Source organism: Mucilaginibacter sabulilitoris (assembly GCF_034262375.1).
Classification (GTDB): domain Bacteria; phylum Bacteroidota; class Bacteroidia; order Sphingobacteriales; family Sphingobacteriaceae; genus Mucilaginibacter; species Mucilaginibacter sabulilitoris.
This window is the reverse complement of record NZ_CP139558.1, coordinates 585309-604901: the sequence shown is the minus strand read 5'-3', so window position 1 is coordinate 604901 and position 19593 is coordinate 585309. Positions and strand designations below refer to the sequence as shown.

Annotated in this window: 17 protein-coding genes; 5 read left to right on the top strand and 12 right to left on the bottom strand. The window is 42.5% G+C overall.

Features of this window, described 5'->3' with window-relative positions; genetic code table 11:
• Positions 1–60: 60 nt before the first annotated feature.
• From SNE25_RS02660 to SNE25_RS02630, 7 genes are all read right to left on the bottom strand, one after another.
• Positions 61–891 carry an N-acetylmuramoyl-L-alanine amidase gene (locus SNE25_RS02660; protein ID WP_321563543.1) on the bottom strand — a complete coding sequence of 277 codons (831 nt, stop codon included), beginning with the start codon at positions 889–891 and terminating at the stop codon, positions 61–63.
• Between the two features lie 243 nt (positions 892–1134).
• Positions 1135–1989, bottom strand: coding sequence for a BadF/BadG/BcrA/BcrD ATPase family protein (locus SNE25_RS02655; protein ID WP_321563542.1), 855 nt, complete (start codon positions 1987–1989; stop codon positions 1135–1137).
• Positions 1986–2366, bottom strand: a complete 381-nt coding sequence (locus SNE25_RS02650; protein ID WP_321563541.1) for a response regulator — start codon at positions 2364–2366, stop codon at positions 1986–1988. Before SNE25_RS02650 ends, SNE25_RS02655 begins: the two co-directional genes overlap by 4 nt.
• 66 nt (positions 2367–2432) lie before the next feature.
• Positions 2433–3749: a TolC family protein gene (locus SNE25_RS02645; protein ID WP_321563540.1), complete on the bottom strand. Its 1317-nt coding sequence runs from the start codon at positions 3747–3749 to the stop codon at positions 2433–2435.
• Positions 3750–3754: 5 nt separating this feature from the next.
• Complete coding sequence (locus tag SNE25_RS02640) at positions 3755–6880, bottom strand: efflux RND transporter permease subunit (protein WP_321563539.1); 3126 nt, start codon at positions 6878–6880, stop codon at positions 3755–3757.
• A gap of 4 nt (positions 6881–6884) precedes the next feature.
• Complete coding sequence (locus tag SNE25_RS02635) at positions 6885–7970, bottom strand: efflux RND transporter periplasmic adaptor subunit (protein ID WP_321563538.1); 1086 nt, start codon at positions 7968–7970, stop codon at positions 6885–6887.
• 30 nt (positions 7971–8000) lie between these two features.
• On the bottom strand, positions 8001–8438 hold the full coding sequence (locus SNE25_RS02630; protein WP_321563537.1) for a MarR family winged helix-turn-helix transcriptional regulator: 438 nt from the start codon (positions 8436–8438) through the stop codon (positions 8001–8003).
• Between the two features lie 170 nt (positions 8439–8608).
• Between SNE25_RS02630 and SNE25_RS02625 the strand changes: the two genes are divergently transcribed.
• The gene (locus SNE25_RS02625; RefSeq protein WP_321563536.1) at positions 8609–10363 is read left to right on the top strand and encodes a M61 family metallopeptidase; all 1755 of its coding nucleotides are present in this window, start codon (positions 8609–8611) and stop codon (positions 10361–10363) included.
• Positions 10364–10440: 77 nt separating this feature from the next.
• Here the strand turns inward: SNE25_RS02625 and SNE25_RS02620 are convergent, their stop codons facing one another.
• Positions 10441–11484 carry an NHL repeat-containing protein gene (locus SNE25_RS02620; RefSeq protein WP_321563535.1) on the bottom strand — a complete coding sequence of 348 codons (1044 nt, stop codon included), beginning with the start codon at positions 11482–11484 and terminating at the stop codon, positions 10441–10443.
• Positions 11485–11650: 166 nt separating this feature from the next.
• On the opposite strand from SNE25_RS02620, the gene SNE25_RS02615 reads away from it, so the two are divergent.
• The gene (locus tag SNE25_RS02615) at positions 11651–12982 is read left to right on the top strand and encodes an APC family permease (RefSeq protein WP_321563534.1); all 1332 of its coding nucleotides are present in this window, start codon (positions 11651–11653) and stop codon (positions 12980–12982) included.
• Between the two features lies 1 nt (position 12983).
• Here SNE25_RS02615 and SNE25_RS02610 read toward each other — a convergent pair whose 3' ends face one another.
• Positions 12984–13397, bottom strand: a complete 414-nt coding sequence (locus SNE25_RS02610; RefSeq protein ID WP_321563533.1) for a hypothetical protein — start codon at positions 13395–13397, stop codon at positions 12984–12986.
• 639 nt (positions 13398–14036) lie between these two features.
• On the opposite strand from SNE25_RS02610, the gene SNE25_RS02605 reads away from it, so the two are divergent.
• The gene (locus SNE25_RS02605; RefSeq protein ID WP_321563532.1) at positions 14037–14726 is read left to right on the top strand and encodes a class I SAM-dependent methyltransferase; all 690 of its coding nucleotides are present in this window, start codon (positions 14037–14039) and stop codon (positions 14724–14726) included.
• A gap of 68 nt (positions 14727–14794) precedes the next feature.
• On the opposite strand, the gene gltX is transcribed toward SNE25_RS02605, so the two are convergent.
• Entirely contained in the window at positions 14795–16318 is a 1524-nt protein-coding gene (gene gltX / locus SNE25_RS02600) for a glutamate--tRNA ligase (protein ID WP_321566198.1), read from the bottom strand.
• A gap of 168 nt (positions 16319–16486) precedes the next feature.
• Between gltX and SNE25_RS02595 the strand changes: the two genes are divergently transcribed.
• Positions 16487–17701: a sensor histidine kinase gene (locus SNE25_RS02595; RefSeq protein WP_321563531.1), complete on the top strand. Its 1215-nt coding sequence runs from the start codon at positions 16487–16489 to the stop codon at positions 17699–17701.
• Positions 17679–18194 (top strand): DinB family protein, encoded by a 516-nt coding sequence (locus SNE25_RS02590; RefSeq protein ID WP_321563530.1) that lies wholly within the window; start codon positions 17679–17681, stop codon positions 18192–18194. Before SNE25_RS02595 ends, SNE25_RS02590 begins: the two co-directional genes overlap by 23 nt.
• Positions 18195–18243: 49 nt before the next feature.
• Here SNE25_RS02590 and SNE25_RS02585 read toward each other — a convergent pair whose 3' ends face one another.
• Both SNE25_RS02585 and SNE25_RS02580 read right to left on the bottom strand, forming a co-directional pair.
• A complete protein-coding gene (locus SNE25_RS02585) occupies positions 18244–18618 on the bottom strand; it encodes a DUF6249 domain-containing protein (RefSeq protein WP_321563529.1) in 375 nt (124 codons plus the stop codon).
• A 223-nt stretch (positions 18619–18841) separates the two neighbouring features.
• A complete protein-coding gene (locus SNE25_RS02580; RefSeq protein ID WP_321563528.1) occupies positions 18842–19528 on the bottom strand; it encodes an SIMPL domain-containing protein in 687 nt (228 codons plus the stop codon).
• Between the last annotated feature and the right edge of the window lie 65 nt (positions 19529–19593).

The following is a 19593-nucleotide window of genomic DNA, read 5'->3' as shown; positions in this document are numbered from 1 at the left end:
GTTCTGAAAAAGAATGGCTTTTATTTCACCAAGCAAATCAAGAACTCCCCCTTCAGAGGGTTAAGGGGCATACTTTCTGTACACATTATACAGAATATTCAGATCAAGCTGGGTCATGGTGGGTGTAACATCCGTTTGCACGAAGTGCCGTTTGAAGGCTACGATAGCGGCAGTAAGGTCGCGGGTATCATAGCCTATGAGTTTGAGGGCGGTGGCATAGTCAAAGTTATCGGGAGGCAGCTCCAGCAGTTCGTCGCTCCAATAGCCGAAACCTTTTTGAGCCAACAGTTTCCAGGGGAAGAATGGTCCTGGGTCGGGTTTACGCAACGGGGCAATATCCTGGTGACCGATAAAGTTTCCAGTTGGTATATTATACACCTTTTTTAGCTGTGCTAACAGCGCCAGCAGACTTTTCACCTGCACATCATTAAACGACTCGTTACCGTTATTGTCAATCTCAATGCCGATGGAACAGCTGTTCATATCGGTAATGCTGCCCCAGCGGCTTATGCCCGCGTGCCAGGCCCGCAGGTAATCGTTCAGCATGTGGAACACCTTTCCGTCTTTAGCCACCACGTAATGGGCGCTCACCTGCGGCCGTACCAGCGTAAAGGTTTTGAGCGTTTGTTGTATAGAATCCTGCGCGGTAAAGTGGATGATCACGTAGTTAGGCTTGCGCAGATTAAAGTTTACCGTACCCACCCACTCGCCGGGCACAGCAGCACCGGCACTGTCAACCAGCATGGGCGGCTGTGTTTGTTCTATAACATTCACTACCGAATCTGTCTGGTGTTTGTACACTTTGTTGGTTAAGGCATAAGGGCCTTTGAGCGAGCAGGAACTAAGAGCAGCAAGAGCCAATATTAAAAATATAGTGTAAGTATTTTTCATGAGGCAGCAATAGATATTGCTAATGTAAACAAATAATACACTAAGTAAAAAGCCGCTGTTCACGGCTGTTCACGATGAACACCGTGAATAGCCGTGAACACTCTTAGTTGCTGACAATCAGCATATTAAGCTTTTTAGAGTCTATTTCGGAACATCTCATTTTAACTGACAATCAATTAGTTGCGTTTTGGAATGAGATTCAGTTTGAAAAATACTGAACGGCATGAGCATAACAAATTTAATCTACAGCCCGTTCCTTTTCAGGATAAAAGCCATCAAATCATTAATGGGTTGTTTAATGATCTTTCCCGTTTTTACACCATGCTGGTGGCATAGTTCGGTCAATTCGCCGATAAACGAGTAAGCTATGGAGCCTACAAAATGACATTTGTAACGATGGTATTCAGGGTACGATTTGATGTTGGTGTCAATAAACTCTACCAATCCTTTTTCTAACAGGGCCTGACCGTATGGTGTCGTTTTTATTTCGCTTATAAACTTTGAGAAAGAGGCCAGGTAGGTATTGGCATTAGGTTTTTGATAAACATTTTTGATCACAATTTCTTTATTGATGGTGTAGGCTTTGTCAAACTCCTGGTTAATATCGGCAGGCATATTACCATATAAAAAATCGGTGATCAGCGTTTTCCCGAACCATGTGCCCGAGCCCTCATCTCCTAAAACAAAACCCAGGCCATGCTGGCCGTCATGTATATTTTCGCCATCAAAATAAGAAATGTTTGAACCCGTTCCCAATACACAGCAAATGCCTTTTTCATATCCGCAGGTGGCGTAAGCGCAACCTAACAAATCGCTATCAACACTTATAAATGCTTTGTTAAATAGCTGGCTTATGGCGTTCGAAACAATTTCATGCCTGTCGGGACTCGAGCAGCCGGCGCCAAAAAAATATATTTCTTCAACATCGGCAGCATGGGCTACCATTTCTGGCACTTGGTCCTGTATTATTTTAGTTATCTCTTTTTCTGTTAAAAAATACGGGTTTAATCCGGAGGTTTGGAAAGATATCAATTCCTGCCCGCGGGTGCTAAGCAGCCAGTCTGTTTTTGAAGATCCGCTATCGGCAACTAAAATCATTGACAAATTTCTTGGAGCGCTTTAGTGGTTAGTGGCTTATGAATGAACTGGGTTATGTATTTGTTCCCCAATGATTCCTTCATATCAGTAGGGTCGAGGGATGAAGAAAGCATAAATATTTTAATGTTCTCTTTATCAATTGAAAGCAAGTCATATTCCTGCAAAAACTCAAATCCATTCATCAGGGGCATACGAATATCCAAAAATATGACATCGGGTTTAATGCTGCCATCACTAAGGGAAGAAATAGCCTCAGCCGGCGATTGTTTTACAATAATCTGTTCGGCAAAATTACTGCTTTCCAAAATCCTGCGCGTAACAAAATTGTCGATGTAGTTATCATCAATTAACAAACAGGTTTTGTAGGGATTTAACATTGTTTCAAAAGTAGCTTTTTAAAACAATTTAAAAAAACACACCTGTTAAATAAATGCGTATTCGTATTAATTAATATTTATGCTGCTGGTGATCTGTTTTAAAGTTACTTCAGCAAGTTTTGACTGATATTGGGCAACAAAAAACTTCGATTGTGCGTCAAGGTAATTGCGCTGCGCTTCCCTTATTTCAAGAGGGGTGATGTTACCCAGTTTATATTTCTCTAATGATATATCAAGATTCTTTTTCGCGATAACCACGTTAGCCTGCCCCAGTTTAATGAGATCAAGACCGGATAAGTAACTTACAAAAAAATTATTGATCTGTGCTTCAACAGACAACCGGGTTTGTTTTGCGCTGATATTGGCATTGTCTATTTGTATTTTAGCATTCTTTTCGCGCCTGTTCTGGTTAAAGCCATCAAAAATGTTGATAGTAGCCGTTAGTCCGTAGTTTAATCCATGTACGTTTTGCGACAAGGTAAAACCAGCGGGTGTTGTGCTGTTTGAAAACGTATAGCCAGATGTTACACCAACCTGTGGATACCGGGTTGAGCGTACCTGTTTTAAGTTAATCTCGGCCAAACGTTTATTGATTTGCGCTGATAAAATTGCCGGATTTTGCAGCTGAGCGCTGTTAATTATTTCGGCCAGCGTTAGCTTATCATCAACAAGAATGGTATCGGCAACAGAAAAATCAGTTTGCAGATCACGGATCAGTAACTGATTGAGCTGGATTTTAATAGTCTTAAACTGCTGATACTGCGTAACCAGGTTGGCCGTATCGGTGTTTAGATTTACCTGGGCGTTTAATACATCAAGTCTTGAAGCCCGGCCTACGCTAAATTTATCAGTTGCGTAATGCAGCTGGGTGCGCGAAATATCAATAGCACCTTTAAGGGCCTTTATCTGTTCGGCTTGACTTATCAGATCGTAATAAGTAGTAATTACGTTGGCAATGGTAGTTTGAATGGTGTCTTTTAACCTTATGGCACCCAGGGTATCAAGCGTTTTTAACTGATCATAAGTGGCAAACATGTTAAACCCGTCAAAAACAGTCCAGTTTAGGTTTACGCCGTAACTGTTATTGGAGTTATGGGCATTGATGTTATTAACGGTGCCATCATTACGTGTTTGTTTGGTTTTTTGCCTGCTGCTGCTGGTTGAAAAATTACCTGCAAGCTGTGGTAATATACCTGCGTTACCCAGGGTTACATTGTTTGCCGCAATAGTGGAGTTGTTTTGCGACAACTTTATATTATAGTTGTTTTTCAAGGCTATCTCTACCGCGTCTTTTAGCGTAAGCATGGGTACGTCCTGCGCCCATGCCGTCGCGCTAAAAGCTATACTGCAAAAAATAAAGAAAGCAATTTTTTTAGAGATCATACTGCTTAAAAGTTTTCAATAAGGTTAGGTGTTTTTTCTTCTTCGACAGCCACATCTTCCGGTAAATGATCGGGATCGACACGGGTTTTTGAAGCAAATATCACATACATGAGCGGGATAATATAGAGCGTAAGCACCAGGGAGAATAGCATACCACCCATAATTACAATACCTAACGACACACGGCTTTTTGCGCCAGCACCCAACGCGAAAGCGATTGGAACCGAACCCAGTACCACCGCCAAACTGGTCATTAATATAGGGCGTAAACGTGCGGTGGCGGCCTCAATAGCGGCTTCGTATTTGGCTACGCCATGTTCCATACGCTGGTTGGCGAACTCCACAATAAGGATACCGTTTTTAGTTACCAGTCCTACCAGGGTTATGATCCCGATCTCGCTGAAGATATTGAGTGTTTGGTTAAATAGCCATAGGGATATAAACGCTCCCGAAATAGCCAGAGGTACAGTTAGCATCACTATAAAGGGGTCCATAAAACTTTCAAACTGGGCAGCAAGTACCAGGTAGATCAATAACAGCGCAAAGCCAAAAGCGAACAATATGTTTGATGAACCTTCGGCATAGTCACGTGATGGGCCGCTGAGCGCTGTACTGAATGTTTCATCGAGCATGCTTGCGGCTATACGGTCCATCTCTTTAATGCCATCGCCTACAGTTCGGCCAGGGGCCAAACCTGCCGATATGGTTGCCGACTTATACCGGTTAAAGTGATAAATAGCCGGCGGGGTTGCCGCTTCAGAAACCTTTACCACGTTATCCAACTGTACCAAACCGCCTTTAGTACTACGCAGGTAAATTGATTTAAGATCAAGTGGCTGATCGCGGTTGGCGCGGTCAACCTGGGCAATTACCTGGTATTGTTTTCCGTTTATTAAAAAATAATCTAAGCGTCCGGCACTATAATACAATTGTAAGGTTTGAGCAATATCATCAACCGATACGCCCAGGTCCCGCGCCCTGTCACGGTCGGTAGTTACACGCAGTTCGGGCTTGGTAAATTTAAGATCCACATCCGTTCCCTGGAAAACAGGGCTTTTGGAAACCTCGGCAAAAAATTTCGGAAGCACAGCCCTTATTTTTTCAAAATCCTGGTTCTGAATTACATACTGTACCGGCAATGATGTTTTTGACCCGCTACCGCCACCGCTTATGGTTTGCTCTTGTACCACAATAGCACGGGCATCGGGCATTTTGCTTAGTTTTTTATTTAGCCAATCGGCCAGTTGCTGCTGGGTGCGGACACGCTCATCGGGAGGAACGAGCCCTACCCGCCCAAAACCTGTATTGGCACCCCTTCCGCCGAATGACGGCGAAACAATCTCAAAATTAACCGTTGCTTCGGGTATAGAATCATCAACCAGCTTGGCTACCTTATCCATATACCTGGTCATATACTCATAAGTAGCACCTTCAGATCCCGTTACGCTGTAACGCAGCAAACTGCGGTCGTCAAGCGGGGCAAGCTCAGAGGGTATAATCCTTACCAAAACCCCTATAAGTATAAGCGATACAGCCAGGATCACGAATGATACCCAGCGTACTTTCATGAACTTAACCAGCGTTTCTGTATAAGAGTTGGTCATGTTCACAAAGAACGGCTCGGTTTTTTCGTAGAATTTTGATTTTTTATTGCTTTTGCGGATCAGCTTAACATTAAGCATTGGTGTTAACGACAGAGATACAAATGCCGATATTAATACCGCTCCGGCCACTACTACCGCAAATTCACGGAATAAACGGCCCGTAAAACCTTGTAAGAACACTATGGGTAAAAACACTGCTGCCAGCGTAACCGAGGTAGATACCACCGCGAAAAAGATCTCGGCCGACCCCTCAAAGGCAGCCTTACGGATTGCCATACCGGCTTCTACCTTCTTATATATATTCTCCGTTACTACAATACCGTCATCAACCACCAGGCCCGTTGCCAGCACGATACCCAGCAGGGTTAATATATTAATGGAAAAACCAAAAATATACATGATAAAGAAAGCCCCTATCAATGATACCGGTATATCGATCAGCGGACGGAAAGCAATAAGCCAGTCGCGGAAGAACAGATAGATGATGATTACCACCAGCACGAACGAAACAATGAGCGTTTCCTGCACCTCAGATATGGACTGGTTAATGAATCGGGTATTATCCAGAGCTACCTTTACCGAAATATCGGGTGGAAGATCTTTCTTAATCTGGTCAAGGCGTTTATAAAAATCCTTGGCTATTTGCACATAATTGGCGCCCGGCTGCGGAACAATGGCCAAACCGATCATGGGTACGCCCGATTCCTTAAATATGGTTTCCTCGTTGGCCGATCCTAAAACCGCGTATCCAATATCCCGCAGGCGGATCACCCGGTTACTGTCTGAGCGGATAATAAGATCATTAAAATCTTTTTCAGTTGAAAGCTTGCCCAGTGCCCTGATGGTAACTTCTGTATTATTACCTTCAATTTTTCCGGCAGGCAGTTCCACATTTTCTTTAGCCAGAGCAGCTGAAATATCGGTAGCTGTTACACCCTGTGCGGTTAGTTTGCTTGGGTCTATCCATAAACGCATGGCATACTGCCGCTGGCCCTGTATGTTAACAGCACTTACGCCGGGTATAGTTTGCAGGCCCTCCTGCAGTACGTTTTCGGCATAATCATCCAGTTGATTAATATTACGCGTATTACTGCTAACCTCCAGGGTAATAATGTTATCTGCATTAGCATCAGCCTTGGTAACTACCGGCGGCGCATCTATGTCTTGTGGCAATTGACGCTGTGCCTGGCCAACTTTATCGCGTACGTCGTTGGCAGCCGTTTCCAGATCGGCATCCAGGTCAAATTCCACGGTGATATTGCTTGACCCAACAGAGCTATTGGACGATAGGTTACGGATACCCGGCACACCATTGATGGCCCGTTCAAGCGGCTCGGTTATCTGCGATTCAATTACATCGGCATTTGCGCCAGAATAGCTGGTGGATACTGATATGATTGGCGGATCCACAGAAGGGAAATCGCGTACCCCTAAAAATTTGTAGCCGATAATGCCAAACACGACAATAACTACTGACATTACTGTTGCCAGTACCGGCCTTTTAATACTAACTGAGGATAAACTCATAGCTTTACTTAATTACTTTAGCAATTTTTAAAGGAACTTTTGGTCGCATTTGTATAAGGCCCGATACCACCACACTGTCGCCGGGTTTTAAACCGTCAATGATTTGTATTTTGGTATCTGTGCGCATATCGGTTTTTACTGGTTTTGATACAGCTACACCATTTTGATAAACGTAAACCAGGCTGCTTTTTAAATCGGGTATAACCGCCTGTGTTGGTAATAAAATAGTTTTGGGTATCTGATCAAGTGTTAAATTAATTTTTGCAAAGCCTCCCGCCGTAAGTAAGCCTTTGGGGTTGGGTGCTTTAGCCCTCACTGTTATAGTACGTGAATTTACATCAATTGATGGCTCAATAGCATAAACGGTAGCTGTAAAATTTTCTCTCGAGCTTTCGGTATTAAACCTAATTTTGCTGCCCGGGCCAATGATGGATAAGTAGCGCTCAGGAACCGAAAAAGTAACTTTAGCCGGGTCAATATTTACCAGCTGCGCAATAGGAGATTGTGGCGACAGGTAGCCACCGGGGCTCACGTTACGCAAGCCAATGGTGCCCGAAAAAGGTGCGTGTATCTCTGTGCGTGATATTTGCGCCCTGATTACGTCACCCTGTGCTTTTAACGAGTTAAGTGAAGTTAACGAGGTATCATACTCTTGCTGGCTTATAGCTTCTTTCTGCAATAATATCTTGTTACGGTATTCATTCTGTTTGGCCAGGGTTTCCTGGTATTTAATCTGTTGCAGCGACGCCTCCAGATCCTGGTTATATACTTTTACCAGCAACTGTCCTTTTTTTACCTTGCTGCCTTCGGTAAAATATATGCCGGTAATGTTGCCGGCGGTTTGGCTTACCAGGCTTACTTTTTCATTGGCATCAATTGATCCGGTTACATCTATAATATTGTTAACGGCGGTATCCTTTACAATCATGATATTAACAGACACAGGTCCGTTTTTGCGCCCTTTACTACCCTTGCCGCCCGCGGCTATAGCAGCAGCCGATTCTTTAGCATGAGGGCTGAAAAATTTGTTGTAAATTAAATAAGCAACCAGCAATGCCAGCGCGATGTAAATGATATACCTTGTTCTCATAGTGAATCAATCATTTTGTGATTTTAGTTTTTAGTCAGGTTGTTGTTCTTTGCTTATATTATTATGCATACGCAACAAAACGCTTTCAAATATTTGCATATCTGCTGCTGATATACCCTGCGTAATGTCGGCGTTCATGTTTTTAAAGGTTTCCACAATATGCGGTACCGCCTGTTTTGCCTTTTCTGTAACTTTTAGTATTTGCTCGCGGCGGTCATTAGGATTGTTTTCACGGTAAACAAATCCTTTGGCGCTAAGCAGGTTAATGATGTTAACCATGGCTGATTTATCCTTGCCTAATATTTCTGCCAGCGCCTTTTGGGATAATTGCCCATCATGGTAACAAATTAGCGACAGAATATAATGGTATTGATTTACGTCGAGGTGTGCCGTATGCCGGGCCAGTACGCTTTGGTACAATTTACCAAGGCGTATCAGTTTGCGCGATATGGGCTCTATTAATTTCATTAATATAAGGGTGTCGCAAACATAAACAGTCTGGTATTAAAATAGTTGTATGTATCAACCATTTTACAAGTACCCGTTTGGACATGGATTTTTGAAATCTATAATTTTTTTAACTTGCGGCCATGAAATCGATTAAGCCTGTTGTCGCTGTTACTTTAATATGTTTTTTTATGAATCTACCTACCAGTAAGGCTCAAAATACCACTATCATATCCTACACCGTTTCGTTTCCAGAGGCTCAGGCGCATTATGCCGATATTGAAATGCATATTTCAGATTTAAATCAGGATATACTCGATCTGAAAATGCCCGTATGGACACCCGGCTCATACCTGGTAAGGGAGTTTGCAAAAAATATTGAATCGTTAAGCGCCGCAGCTAGAACAAAACCATTAGCTCCGCGTAAGATCAATAAAAACACCTGGCGTATCACTACCAAAGGCATATCGGCATTAACTATTAAATACAGGGTATATGCTAACGAAAACTCGGTACGCACCAGCTATATCGACGCGTCGCATGCTTTCTTGTCTACATCAGGTATATTTATTTATCCGGCTAACATGATGCACCAGCCATCAACCATTAACATTAAACCATACAAGGGCTGGGCCCAGGTTTCAACCAGTTTAGAAATGGTTAACGGCGATCCGTTTACCAGGCGTGCCCCTAACTATGATATCCTGTTCGATTCGCCTATTGAGGTGGGTAACCAGGATGTTTTTGGTTTTAATGCATCCGGTGTAAAATATGAGGTATGTATGTATGGCGGCGGTAATTATGATAAGGAGCGTATTAAAAAAGACCTGCATCAGATCGTGGAGAAAGAGGCTGCTATTTATGGCGAAAACCCCAACAGTCACTACGTCTTTATTATACATAATCATTTAAAAAGCGGTGGCGGCCTGGAACACTTGAGCTCCACTGTGTTAGGCGTTTCGCGCGATGCCTATGGTACCGAAAAGGGGTATAAGAATTTTTTAGCCCTGGCCGCTCATGAACATTTTCACCTGTGGAATGTAAAACGCCTGCGCCCGGTGGTGCTTGGTCCCTTTGATTATGATAACGAGAACTATACTACCAACCTTTGGATAGCCGAGGGTTTTACTGAATATTACCAGGAAATAATAGTGCGCCGCACCAATCTTTACCCCGTAGAAAATTATCTTGACGCCCTGGTAACCGAGTTTAATATATTGGAAAACCTGCCGGGTAAAGATGTACAAACCGTAGCCGAATCAAGTTTTGATGCCTGGATAAAGGCTTACCGGCCAAACGAAAACTCTGCCAACTCTACTATATCATATTACAACAAAGGGGCTATTATAGGTATGATGCTCGATCTGGAAATCATTAACAGCAGCGGGGGCAAATATTCGCTTGATGATGTGATGAAATATATGTACACTGAGTATTATAAGACCAAAAAACGCGGCTATACCGATGGTGAGTTTAAAAAAGGGTTTGAAAAATTTGCCGGTAAAAAGCTTGATGATTTTTATAAAAAATATATCAATGGCCTAACGCCTGTAGATTATAATCAATACCTGGGCTATGCAGGTTACAAAATTACCGATGAGCTGGCAGATAACAATGATCCGGCGCTTGGTTTAATTACCGCCACCAATGGTAATAAAAAGGTTATTGTTACCAGTGTGCTGCGTGGCACCGCGGCATATATCGATGGTATTAATGTTAATGATGAGCTTGTTGCTATTGATAACAACCCCATTACCGATGCCGGAACTATGCTTGATGGTAAAAAACCGGGCGATAAAATACAAGTGAGTGTGACCCGCGACGGCCTGCCGCTTACCATACCGGTCACCCTGTTAAAAAACGCACGGGTTAAATACCAAATTGTACCGGTTGATAATGCTACACCTCAGCAATTGCAGGTGCGGAAAAAGTGGTTGAGTTTGTAGCCAGAATAAAAATAAGCAAGGGGTTGTTTATAATTATAAACAACCCCTTGCTGTATAAACATTATTTGTGCGGATAATTATCTTAAATAGAGTTTCCGAATACAGGAATTGTCGCTAAAGTAAATTGTGCTTTCGTCTTTTGATAACGCCAGGCTCTGGGCATAAACACCCGCTTGTGACCCAACTCCATCACGACCAAAAGGGTATTTATTATTCGGCCCGACAAGGAACTGAAGTTTTCCGTTAACGATGCTTTTTATTGCCCCCTGGTCGGCGATATATAAAACCCGGCTATCTTTTGAGGCTATTATGCTCGTAATACCATTAAATTTCAGGTCTTTATAAATCTCAGTAAATAACCCTGATGGAGTGTACTTATATATATGTTTACCGTCCATAGCTAAATATTTTATTCCGTTATATCCGCAATAAAGCGCCATAATATAATATGATGTATAAGGATTTGGTAAATATTTCAATGAGTCAACAGGTACATAGTATGGATTTATCCCAATATTTCCGGCATTATCCGGCAAAAATTTCCGGAAGCTGGCATTGGTGCTCATCCAAAGAATATCGCTGTAGGGATCATGTTCAAGAGAGGTAACCCCGCTGAATTCGCCCTGTCGTAATGAAACTGCCGGTGTCGACAGCGCGCCTCCCGGTTTCAGGATCAAAATATTATGCCTTCCATCCGATATTATATTAATGCTTCCATCTTTTGATACCCTTACCGATCGGGGATACACCAGGCTTGCGCCATCGCTAGCATTAGGGATGGGTATTGTTGACACCACATTGCCTGGTGTTATTTTACGAATCTTGTTATTATAACTATCGGCCACATAAAGCGTCCCATCATCCATTAAGTCAATCCCAGCCGGATAATTGAAGAAGGCCGTACTGCCTGTACCATCCGCATATCCAAATGAATTAATGTGCCCGGCAAAGGTTACCACCGTTAAGGAGGCATGGGCTTTTGCAGCAGCCGTGGCGCTCATTACCCCCAGTTTGTCTATGTCGGAAACAGTTGAAGGTGCTTCTGTATTTTTTTTACAGGCGGCGATAAATAAAATAATACTAACGCCAAGCAGCAGGACAGGATTACTATTGGTTTTCATGATGGTTTAAAGTTTAAGATAAAGTTAAATACTAACGCATCTAATTATTTAGTTATGGTTTGGTTGTGTATTATTTTGTATAAATACATGATATTAAATATTATAGACTGTTAAATAAGCACACATTGCTTTAATAAATGCAGTATAAATTATATTTTTATGGCTTATGCCGTCAGCCGCTGCTTTAAAAAAAATCAGGCCTATACAGCTTATCGCTGTTATCTTTTTTACTGTTTCCGGGGGCCCTTACGGACTAGAGCCTCTGTTAAGTTACGCAGGCGATCATGGCGCCCTGCTCATACTATTGTTTACGCCGTTGCTTTGGGATGTGCCGGCCATATTTACAGTGATGGAACTCAATAGCATGATGCCCGTAACCGGCGGCTATTATAAATGGGTTAAATATGCGTTAGGCACCCGCTGGGGTTTTTACGAAGGCTGGTGGACCTGGCTTTATACCTTTGTTGACCTGGCTATTTATCCGGTTCTGTTTGTGCAGTACGCTTCATTCTTTTTTCCGGGTTTGCTGCAATATCAGGTGCCTGTTTGTTTGCTTATTATATGGGCATCGGCGGGGTTAAATATATTGGGTATAGTGCCAGTAGGTAAGGTGTCCTTGTTTTTAAGCGCGGCCGTGCTGGCGCCCGTTATTGTGCTGGTTGTTCTGGCTATTTATCAACACAGTGGCAGCTTAGCTGTACCGGCACCGTCATTAAAAGGTATTTCTTTTCCGTCGTTTGGGATGGCCTTATACACCGTAATGTGGAACTGTCTGGGCTGGGACAATATTACCACCTATGCCGAGGAGGTTGAAAAACCCGTTCGCTCTTATAAAGTATCAATGATTACTGCTTTTGTACTGGTTATGGTAGTTTACTTTTTTATTACCTGGGTAGCGCAGCAATCGGGCATTAACCATGATACTTTAACTAATGATGGTTTCCCGGCATTGGGTGTGTTGATAGGCGGACAGTGGCTGGGCATTGCCGTTGCTGCTGGCGGCATGGCCAGTACACTGGGTATTTACGCCGCTGTACTGTTATCGGTATCGCGGGTGCCCCAGGTAATGTCTGAAGATAATTTACTACCAGCCGGTTTAAACAGACTTCACCGCAGGTTTAAAACCCCCTATATCTCCATTATCATTTGCTCGCTGGTGGTTAGCTTGATGATATTATGGACCTTTGCTGATTTGCTTATTATTGATGTAACGGTATATGGCGCGGGTTTATCGCTGGAATATATTTCGCTTATAAAACTCAGGATAAAGGAACCTCATAAAATCCGGCCTTTTCGTGTTCCTTTAGATGTTACGGGACTTTGCCTTGTGCTCCTGCTGCCATTTATTGTTTATATAGTTGCCCTCGGCGGTGCGTTTTCGTCAACTCCCGAGGCGCTTAAGGCTGCAGTATTTGCCATAGGAGCTTTGCTAAGTGCTGAAATTGCCTGGCGTATTATTTTAATAAGCAGGCCGCATTTAAAAAGAGACAAGCTATAAATTAGTGAGAAGCCCGGGCCAGGAGGTTAATAATAGGCATTTCAAAAATGGTTGAGAATATACTGCTGGCGTTTTTACCTTCGACTGATTTTTTAAGATCATCCTGATAAAATATATAATCAACGCCAAGCGCCTTTAATAAACCATCGGTTTTGGTATGAGAGGTATTTTTGTAACAGCAGATCTTTATTTTTTTGTAAGCCGGATTTGAAGTCATACGGCGTAATATTTTTTCAATGTCCTTATTTACATGATCATAATCAAATATTACCAGGTTGGGCTTAAGCTCATGTATAGTAGGGAAAATACTGTTTACAGCAGAAAGATGCCTGAACATTTTCTTTTCAGGAAATAATTCAACCGAAAAATTATCGGGAGCCACCAACAATACATTTTTAGATCGTGCGCTGATCATAACCAGTTAATTAAGAGGAAGATAAAATTAAATTATAAATGTCATTCCGGCCAAATATTATTGTCAATTGTAATAATATTGATACACAAAGCAACCGTTAGCGCGCTTAAAAATCCCCTGATAACCAAATATTTCTACTATAAAAAATAAATTAATCTAAAGTAAAATAAAAATATTGTATTTAGTTATAAATATGCCTTATTTAACCTGCTGGCCGGCCTTATTACGAGTTGAGGTTCAGGTTTGTTACCATATTATTCTGATATTATAAAATAATTAAGGCTATCTTAGTTTTATCAACCAAAACATGAAAATCACATGGGCACTCCTGAAATGTTATTGATGCTATCTCCGGTTATTTATATAGTTAGTATTGCCGTTTTAATTTTCATAACCAGGCTAGTTTTTAGTATCCCCCGGTTTTTAACATACCAAAAAGCGCAAACCTAATTGTTGTCTGAAATTGCTATAGAAAAAGGGGTAGCAACAAGCCGGATAAATGAAATTTTGAACGGGATAAAAAAATAGCTTTCGTACGTTATTTAGCTATGGGCCGGGTATTAAACGCCCCAAAGGCAACCTATTGCTTTAACGCGCCGTATTTACCACATGGCGGGTGTTATATTAAAAGCAAAAAAATTGATTACGAAAACGTTTAAAAATGTCGCCGGCCAAACCGAGGATGAATTTTACACCAGTTTTTTTACTCAAAATCCTCACTGGAATAAAGCAACACCCAACGCTGACGAAAACCTGAGATGGAAGATCATCGAGAAATTTTTATACTATATCAAAGGATATCAAAAATCAACGGGTAGGTTAAATTCAAATAACATACTTGACATGGGCTGCGGCCGCGGCTGGTTAAGTAATCTTTTGGCAAATTATGGCCATGTAATAGCCATCGAGCCGGTGAGGCCCGTTGTGGAACACGCCCGTAAATTATTCCCCCATCTTGATATCAGGTGCGGAACTGCAGGAGATTTAGTTGCAGACGGTAAACTATCTTATTTCGACGTTATTGTATGCTCGGAAGTTATTGAACACATACCGGATGCCCAGAAGGCTGATTTTATATTTGCCTTAAAAAGCCTGCTTAAAAAAGGTGGCTTTTTAATGATGACCACACCCCGCAAAGACGCAGAAGCAGAATGGATAAAATACGGCAACGCGGCGCAGCCTGTGGAAGATTGGATGACCGAAAAAGCGCTCGGATCATTATTTGAACAGGCCGGGTTAACAAATCATTTACTTTCACGGGCAGCTATGCCGCCCGTGAAAAAAGCTCCGGAAATTGAGATATACCAGTTATGGCTGGTGCAAAATTAATCCGGCCCGTTTATGCAGGTTATCTGCATGAACGGCCGGAAACAAATTATTATTTATTATTAGCAGACTTACGAGCTAAACTCAGTTAATGCTTTTGCCATTCTGCTAACGGTTTCGGTCCGGCCAAGCTGCGCTGCAATATCAAACACATGGGGGCCAAATTTACCACCAACCAGCATAATGCGGAATGGCAGCATTACATCGCCGGCTTTCAGGGCTTTTTCTTCCATCAGGGTTTTAAACTGCGCCTCAAAACCATGCGCTTCAAGAGCGGTTTCGCTGCTGTTTAATAATGCGGTTAATGCGTTAAAGAAATCGGTTTTAGCATCTGTCCATTTGGGTTTTACCGCGTTCAGGTCGTATTCTTTGGGTTGCTCAAAAAAGTATGCCGCCTGTGTATAAAAATCGGGCAGCAATACGCAGCGGTCTTTAACCAGGTTAATAACGGCCAATAAGTAATCCTCATCGGCAACGGTAATTCCTTTATCTTCTAAAATGGTCTTTACTTTTGGAGCTAAGCTTTCTGCATCAAGCTTTTTTATCCATTCGGCATTGAACCACTTGGCTTTTTCAAAATCAAATTTGGCTCCGGCCTTGCTTACCCGCTCCAGCGAAAATTTTTCTATCAGTTCATCCAATGTAAATATTTCCCGGTCGGTACCATCATTCCAACCCAGGGTGGCCAGCAGGTTTAAAAACGCTTCTGGCAAAAAGCCCAATTCGCGAAAACCAGCGGTAAGATCGCCGCTTTTGGCATCAAACCAGTTCATGGCATACACCGGGAATCCGAGGCGGTCGCCATCGCGCTTGCTCAGTTTACCATGGCCGTCGGGTTTCAGTATCAGTGGCAAATGCGCCCATTGCGGCATCTGGTTTTTCCAGCCGAGGTATTCCCACAATAATAAATGTACCGGGGCAGATGGCAGCCACTCTTCGCCACGAAATGCGTGCGAAATTTTCATGAGGAAGTCATCAACAACAACGGCCAGGTGATAGGTTGGCATACCATCGGCTTTTAACAATACCTTATCATCAACAAGGTTAGTTTCAAAGCTTACATGGCCGCGTATCATATCCATGAAACTAATTGTTTCGTCGGCAGGCATTTTAATACGGATCACATGTGGGGTGCCGGCGTCAAGCAGGGCATCAACTTCATGCTGCGGCAACGAAATAGAGTTGCGCAGGCTTTTACGGTAAACCTGGCCATATTGAAAATTAGGGATCTCCTTACGGTTTTTATCCAGTTCTTCGGCAGTATCAAAAGCATAATAGGCATGTCCCTGCATTACCAGGCGCTCGGCATATTCGCGGTATATGGCTTTACGCTCACTCTGGCGATAGGGAGCGAATTGGCCTCCTGCAACGGGACTCTCATCCGGCTGTAAACCACACCATTTCAGGCAATCTAAAATATATTCCTCAGCACCTTCTACATAACGGGTTTGGTCGGTGTCTTCAATTCTTAAAATAAAATCGCCATGATGTTTTTTGGCGAATAAATAATTGAACAATACGGTACGCACACCACCCAGGTGCAAACCACCGGTTGGGCTTGGTGCAAAACGGACTCTTACTTTTTTATCGGTCATGATGAGGGCAAAGATAAGTTTTTTAAGATGTGCAAATGTTGAAATGAAATGATAATCGTGGTCGATTACAAGAGCAAACATTAATTATAGTTATTGATCATCTGCACATCTGAAATTTGCACATCTGCACATTTGAAATAATTTTACGTTATTTGGGCCTTGGCCAGTATGAACCCATATCAACAGAAAAAACGCTGGAAATACTTTCTGCTCGCATTCGCGACAGTTATTGCCAGCGGGTCTTTATTTTACACCAGCTACCTGGTTAAAAACATTGCACGCTCCGAACGTACCCGCGCGCAGGTTTGGGCCATGAGTATGCGGCAGATATTAAACTCGGATGATAATGATTTTTTAAGTTATGTAATTTCTGTACGCGATAGCCTCACGGTGCCTGCTATTGTTATTGATGGCAAGGGCGATATTGTGATACAACGCGGGTTGGATACTACTAAAACGCCTTTAAAGCTTGAGGCCGAAAGCAATAAGAAAAAGAAATACGACCCTGAGTATTTTAAAGAAGAGCTGGCTTATATGAAAAAGCAACACGCCCCTATCAAGCTAAATATTTTCGGCGAAGAAAACCTGATCTATTATAAAGATTCGGCCCTGCTTACCCAGTTAAGGCTGTTCCCTTACATTCAGTTAACGGTAATAGCCATATTTTTACTGATGGCTTACACGGCATTCAGCTCGTCGCGAAAGTCGGAGCAGGACCAGGTTTGGGTTGGCCTGGCAAAGGAGACGGCCCACCAGCTGGGTACGCCTATATCATCATTGATGGCGTGGATTGAGCTCATGAAAGAGAAATTTAACGCTGAAGAGGATGTATTGGTGGCTGAAATGGAGAATGATGTAAAGCGACTGGAAATTGTGGCTGATCGGTTTTCAAAAATAGGGTCGAAGCCGGTATTGGAAGAACATCCGGTTTATGAAGTTGTGAAAGATTTTGTAGATTATTTTAAGGTACGCGTAAGTAAAAATATCGGTTTTGAACTGGGGGGCAACCCGCACCTGAAAGCAGGTCTTAATATCCCGCTGTTTGATTGGGTCCTCGAAAATCTGCTTAAAAACGCGGTTAACGCTATTGATGGCAAAGGCAGCATCAAGATTGAAATTGGCGGTAACAAATTAAAGAACCAGGTATTTATTGACGTGACCGATACCGGTAAAGGCATACAGCGCTCTAAGTTTGATACCGTTTTTCAGCCGGGTTATACCACCCGCAAGCGTGGCTGGGGGTTGGGTCTATCATTAACAAAACGTATGATTGAGAATTATCACAACGGGCAGATATTTGTGAAGGATTCTGAGGTAGGCAAAGGAACAACATTCAGGATAGTATTAAGAAACACACGAAATGATAAGCAAACCAAACACTAATGAATACGCGCCGTTTTCGGCCGGATATGTTAATCTTGTTCCGGATACGCATGTCGTTGAATTGCTGGAACGCTTAATGGAATCGAGCTATAAATTGTTCAGCAGCCTTAACAATGAACAGGCGGCCTATGCGTACGCGCCTGGTAAATGGACCGTAAAACAAGCGCTTGGCCACATGATTGATACCGAACGCACGTTTGCTTACCGGGCCCTCGTTTTTTCGCGAAATTCGGTTGAGCTGCCGGGTTTTGATCAGGATATATATGTAAACAACGCTGATTTTAACAGCCGGAGCATACAGGATCTGGCAGAGGAGTTTAAAGCCACCCGGTTGTCAAATATCTATATGATTAAAGGGTTCAGCGAGAAACAGTTGCTGCGCAGCGGCATTGCCAGCAACCACCTGTTTTCGGTAAGGGCTTTGGTTTACATGATAGCCGGGCACGAAATGTACCACTTACATACCTTTAAGGAACTTTATAACATTTCATAAAAAAGCACGTCATAACTCGTTATAACGTGCTTTTGATCCCTGCGCCAAATTATTTTTGCGGGGCATGGTCTTCTTTATCTAACACTTCCCTTTTTTCTATCTTGTATGACAGGAACAAGCCTGCACCGCCAAATATGGCAATAAGGGCTATGTAAAGGAAAAAAGTTTCATCGTCCATGTAATTGAATATGGTATGATCTAAAATAAAGGCTAAAAACAATCCCACACCTGAGCCAATAAGCAACAGTCCCCATTTTAAATTTTGGTAAGGGGCTGATTGTGGTTTGTAGGTACGCGGATCCATACCACGTTCAATCATTGCCAGTTTTTCGCGTTTGTTAAGATAAACAACCCCGAAGATCATCATGAAAAAGCCGAGGGGTACTAATATACCTGCTAATACTCCCAATTCACCTGCGTGCATAATATTTAAGTTAAATAAGTTAATAAATCTTTCTTTTATGAATCCACCATTGCGGTGTATTTGTAAGCTATGACCACACTGTTTTAAAACAGGTTACACCCCAAGGAAAAAAAAGTTGAGGCGAAAGCTGACAGGTTAAAGGCAAAAGGTTTTTAAGAGAAATTAGGTAATAAAAAAGGCGAAAAGCAGATGCCTTTCGCCTTTAACATTTTGGCTTTCGCCCTTATTTTATTTCAAATACAGCCTGTATCTGGAAACTTAGTTTTATCTTTTTAAAGTCGATATCTGATTCAGCCGGACCGGCAGCATCAGCAGCTTTAGCATACATCATTACGGCGCGTGGCTGCGGGAAGCTGCTGTTATCGTTTTCTGTAATATTAAGCGCCGAACCCAGTTTGTCGCCCAATCCGTTAACCAGGAAGGCAGCTTTGTCGCGGGCAGCAAGCAGGGCTTTCAGTTTCAAGTCATTCTTCAGATCATTGATCTTTGAATAATCATAGCTGTCGATATTGGTTGATTGTATGCCCTTCGGGTCAACCTTGGCCAGTATCTGGTTAAATTTATTCAGGTCACGCAGTTTAATAAGATATTGTTTGCTGGCTAAAAAATCGGGAGCTTTTTTCTTTTGGTAAGTGTTGTTCCAGGCCGATACATTGTTCATTGTAAAATCGTCTTTGGCAATGCCTGCATCCTTTACGCCTTTTTCCAGCTGGCTTTCCAGCACATCAATGGTAATACGTTTTTTGCCATCCATGTATTCCTGTAACGAGATAGACACATTGATAATATCAGGAGTAACTTCCTGTTCGGCAATGCCGGTAACTTCAATTTTGCGGCGCAGATCAACCGTTTGAGCAAAGGCTCCATAAGTAAACGTAAGTAATACGGCAAGGATAAATAGCTTTTTCATGTGATAATTTGTTTTTAGTTGCTATGAAGCTATCGGGAGCTGTTGTTTGTTTTTAAGATAGCTCC

What these genes read in the sequence shown, in the direction of transcription:
- SNE25_RS02585 (WP_321563529.1), bottom strand. Translation starts at nt 18,618, where the DNA reads ATGCACGCAGGTGAATTGGGAGTATTAGCAGGTATATTAGTACCCCTC.
- SNE25_RS02580 (WP_321563528.1), bottom strand. Translation starts at nt 19,528, where the DNA reads ATGAAAAAGCTATTTATCCTTGCCGTATTACTTACGTTTACTTATGGA.
- SNE25_RS02590 (WP_321563530.1), top strand. Translation starts at nt 17,679, where the DNA reads ATGATAAGCAAACCAAACACTAATGAATACGCGCCGTTTTCGGCCGGA.
- SNE25_RS02630 (WP_321563537.1), bottom strand. Translation starts at nt 8,438, where the DNA reads ATGAAATTAATAGAGCCCATATCGCGCAAACTGATACGCCTTGGTAAA.
- SNE25_RS02615 (WP_321563534.1), top strand. Translation starts at nt 11,651, where the DNA reads ATGCCGTCAGCCGCTGCTTTAAAAAAAATCAGGCCTATACAGCTTATC.
- SNE25_RS02610 (WP_321563533.1), bottom strand. Translation starts at nt 13,397, where the DNA reads ATGATCAGCGCACGATCTAAAAATGTATTGTTGGTGGCTCCCGATAAT.
- SNE25_RS02650 (WP_321563541.1), bottom strand. Translation starts at nt 2,366, where the DNA reads ATGTTAAATCCCTACAAAACCTGTTTGTTAATTGATGATAACTACATC.
- SNE25_RS02640 (WP_321563539.1), bottom strand. Translation starts at nt 6,880, where the DNA reads ATGAGTTTATCCTCAGTTAGTATTAAAAGGCCGGTACTGGCAACAGTA.
- SNE25_RS02660 (WP_321563543.1), bottom strand. Translation starts at nt 891, where the DNA reads ATGAAAAATACTTACACTATATTTTTAATATTGGCTCTTGCTGCTCTT.
- gltX (WP_321566198.1), bottom strand. Translation starts at nt 16,318, where the DNA reads ATGACCGATAAAAAAGTAAGAGTCCGTTTTGCACCAAGCCCAACCGGT.
- SNE25_RS02645 (WP_321563540.1), bottom strand. Translation starts at nt 3,749, where the DNA reads ATGATCTCTAAAAAAATTGCTTTCTTTATTTTTTGCAGTATAGCTTTT.
- SNE25_RS02620 (WP_321563535.1), bottom strand. Translation starts at nt 11,484, where the DNA reads ATGAAAACCAATAGTAATCCTGTCCTGCTGCTTGGCGTTAGTATTATT.
- SNE25_RS02655 (WP_321563542.1), bottom strand. Translation starts at nt 1,989, where the DNA reads ATGATTTTAGTTGCCGATAGCGGATCTTCAAAAACAGACTGGCTGCTT.
- SNE25_RS02635 (WP_321563538.1), bottom strand. Translation starts at nt 7,970, where the DNA reads ATGAGAACAAGGTATATCATTTACATCGCGCTGGCATTGCTGGTTGCT.
- SNE25_RS02595 (WP_321563531.1), top strand. Translation starts at nt 16,487, where the DNA reads ATGAACCCATATCAACAGAAAAAACGCTGGAAATACTTTCTGCTCGCA.
- SNE25_RS02625 (WP_321563536.1), top strand. Translation starts at nt 8,609, where the DNA reads ATGAATCTACCTACCAGTAAGGCTCAAAATACCACTATCATATCCTAC.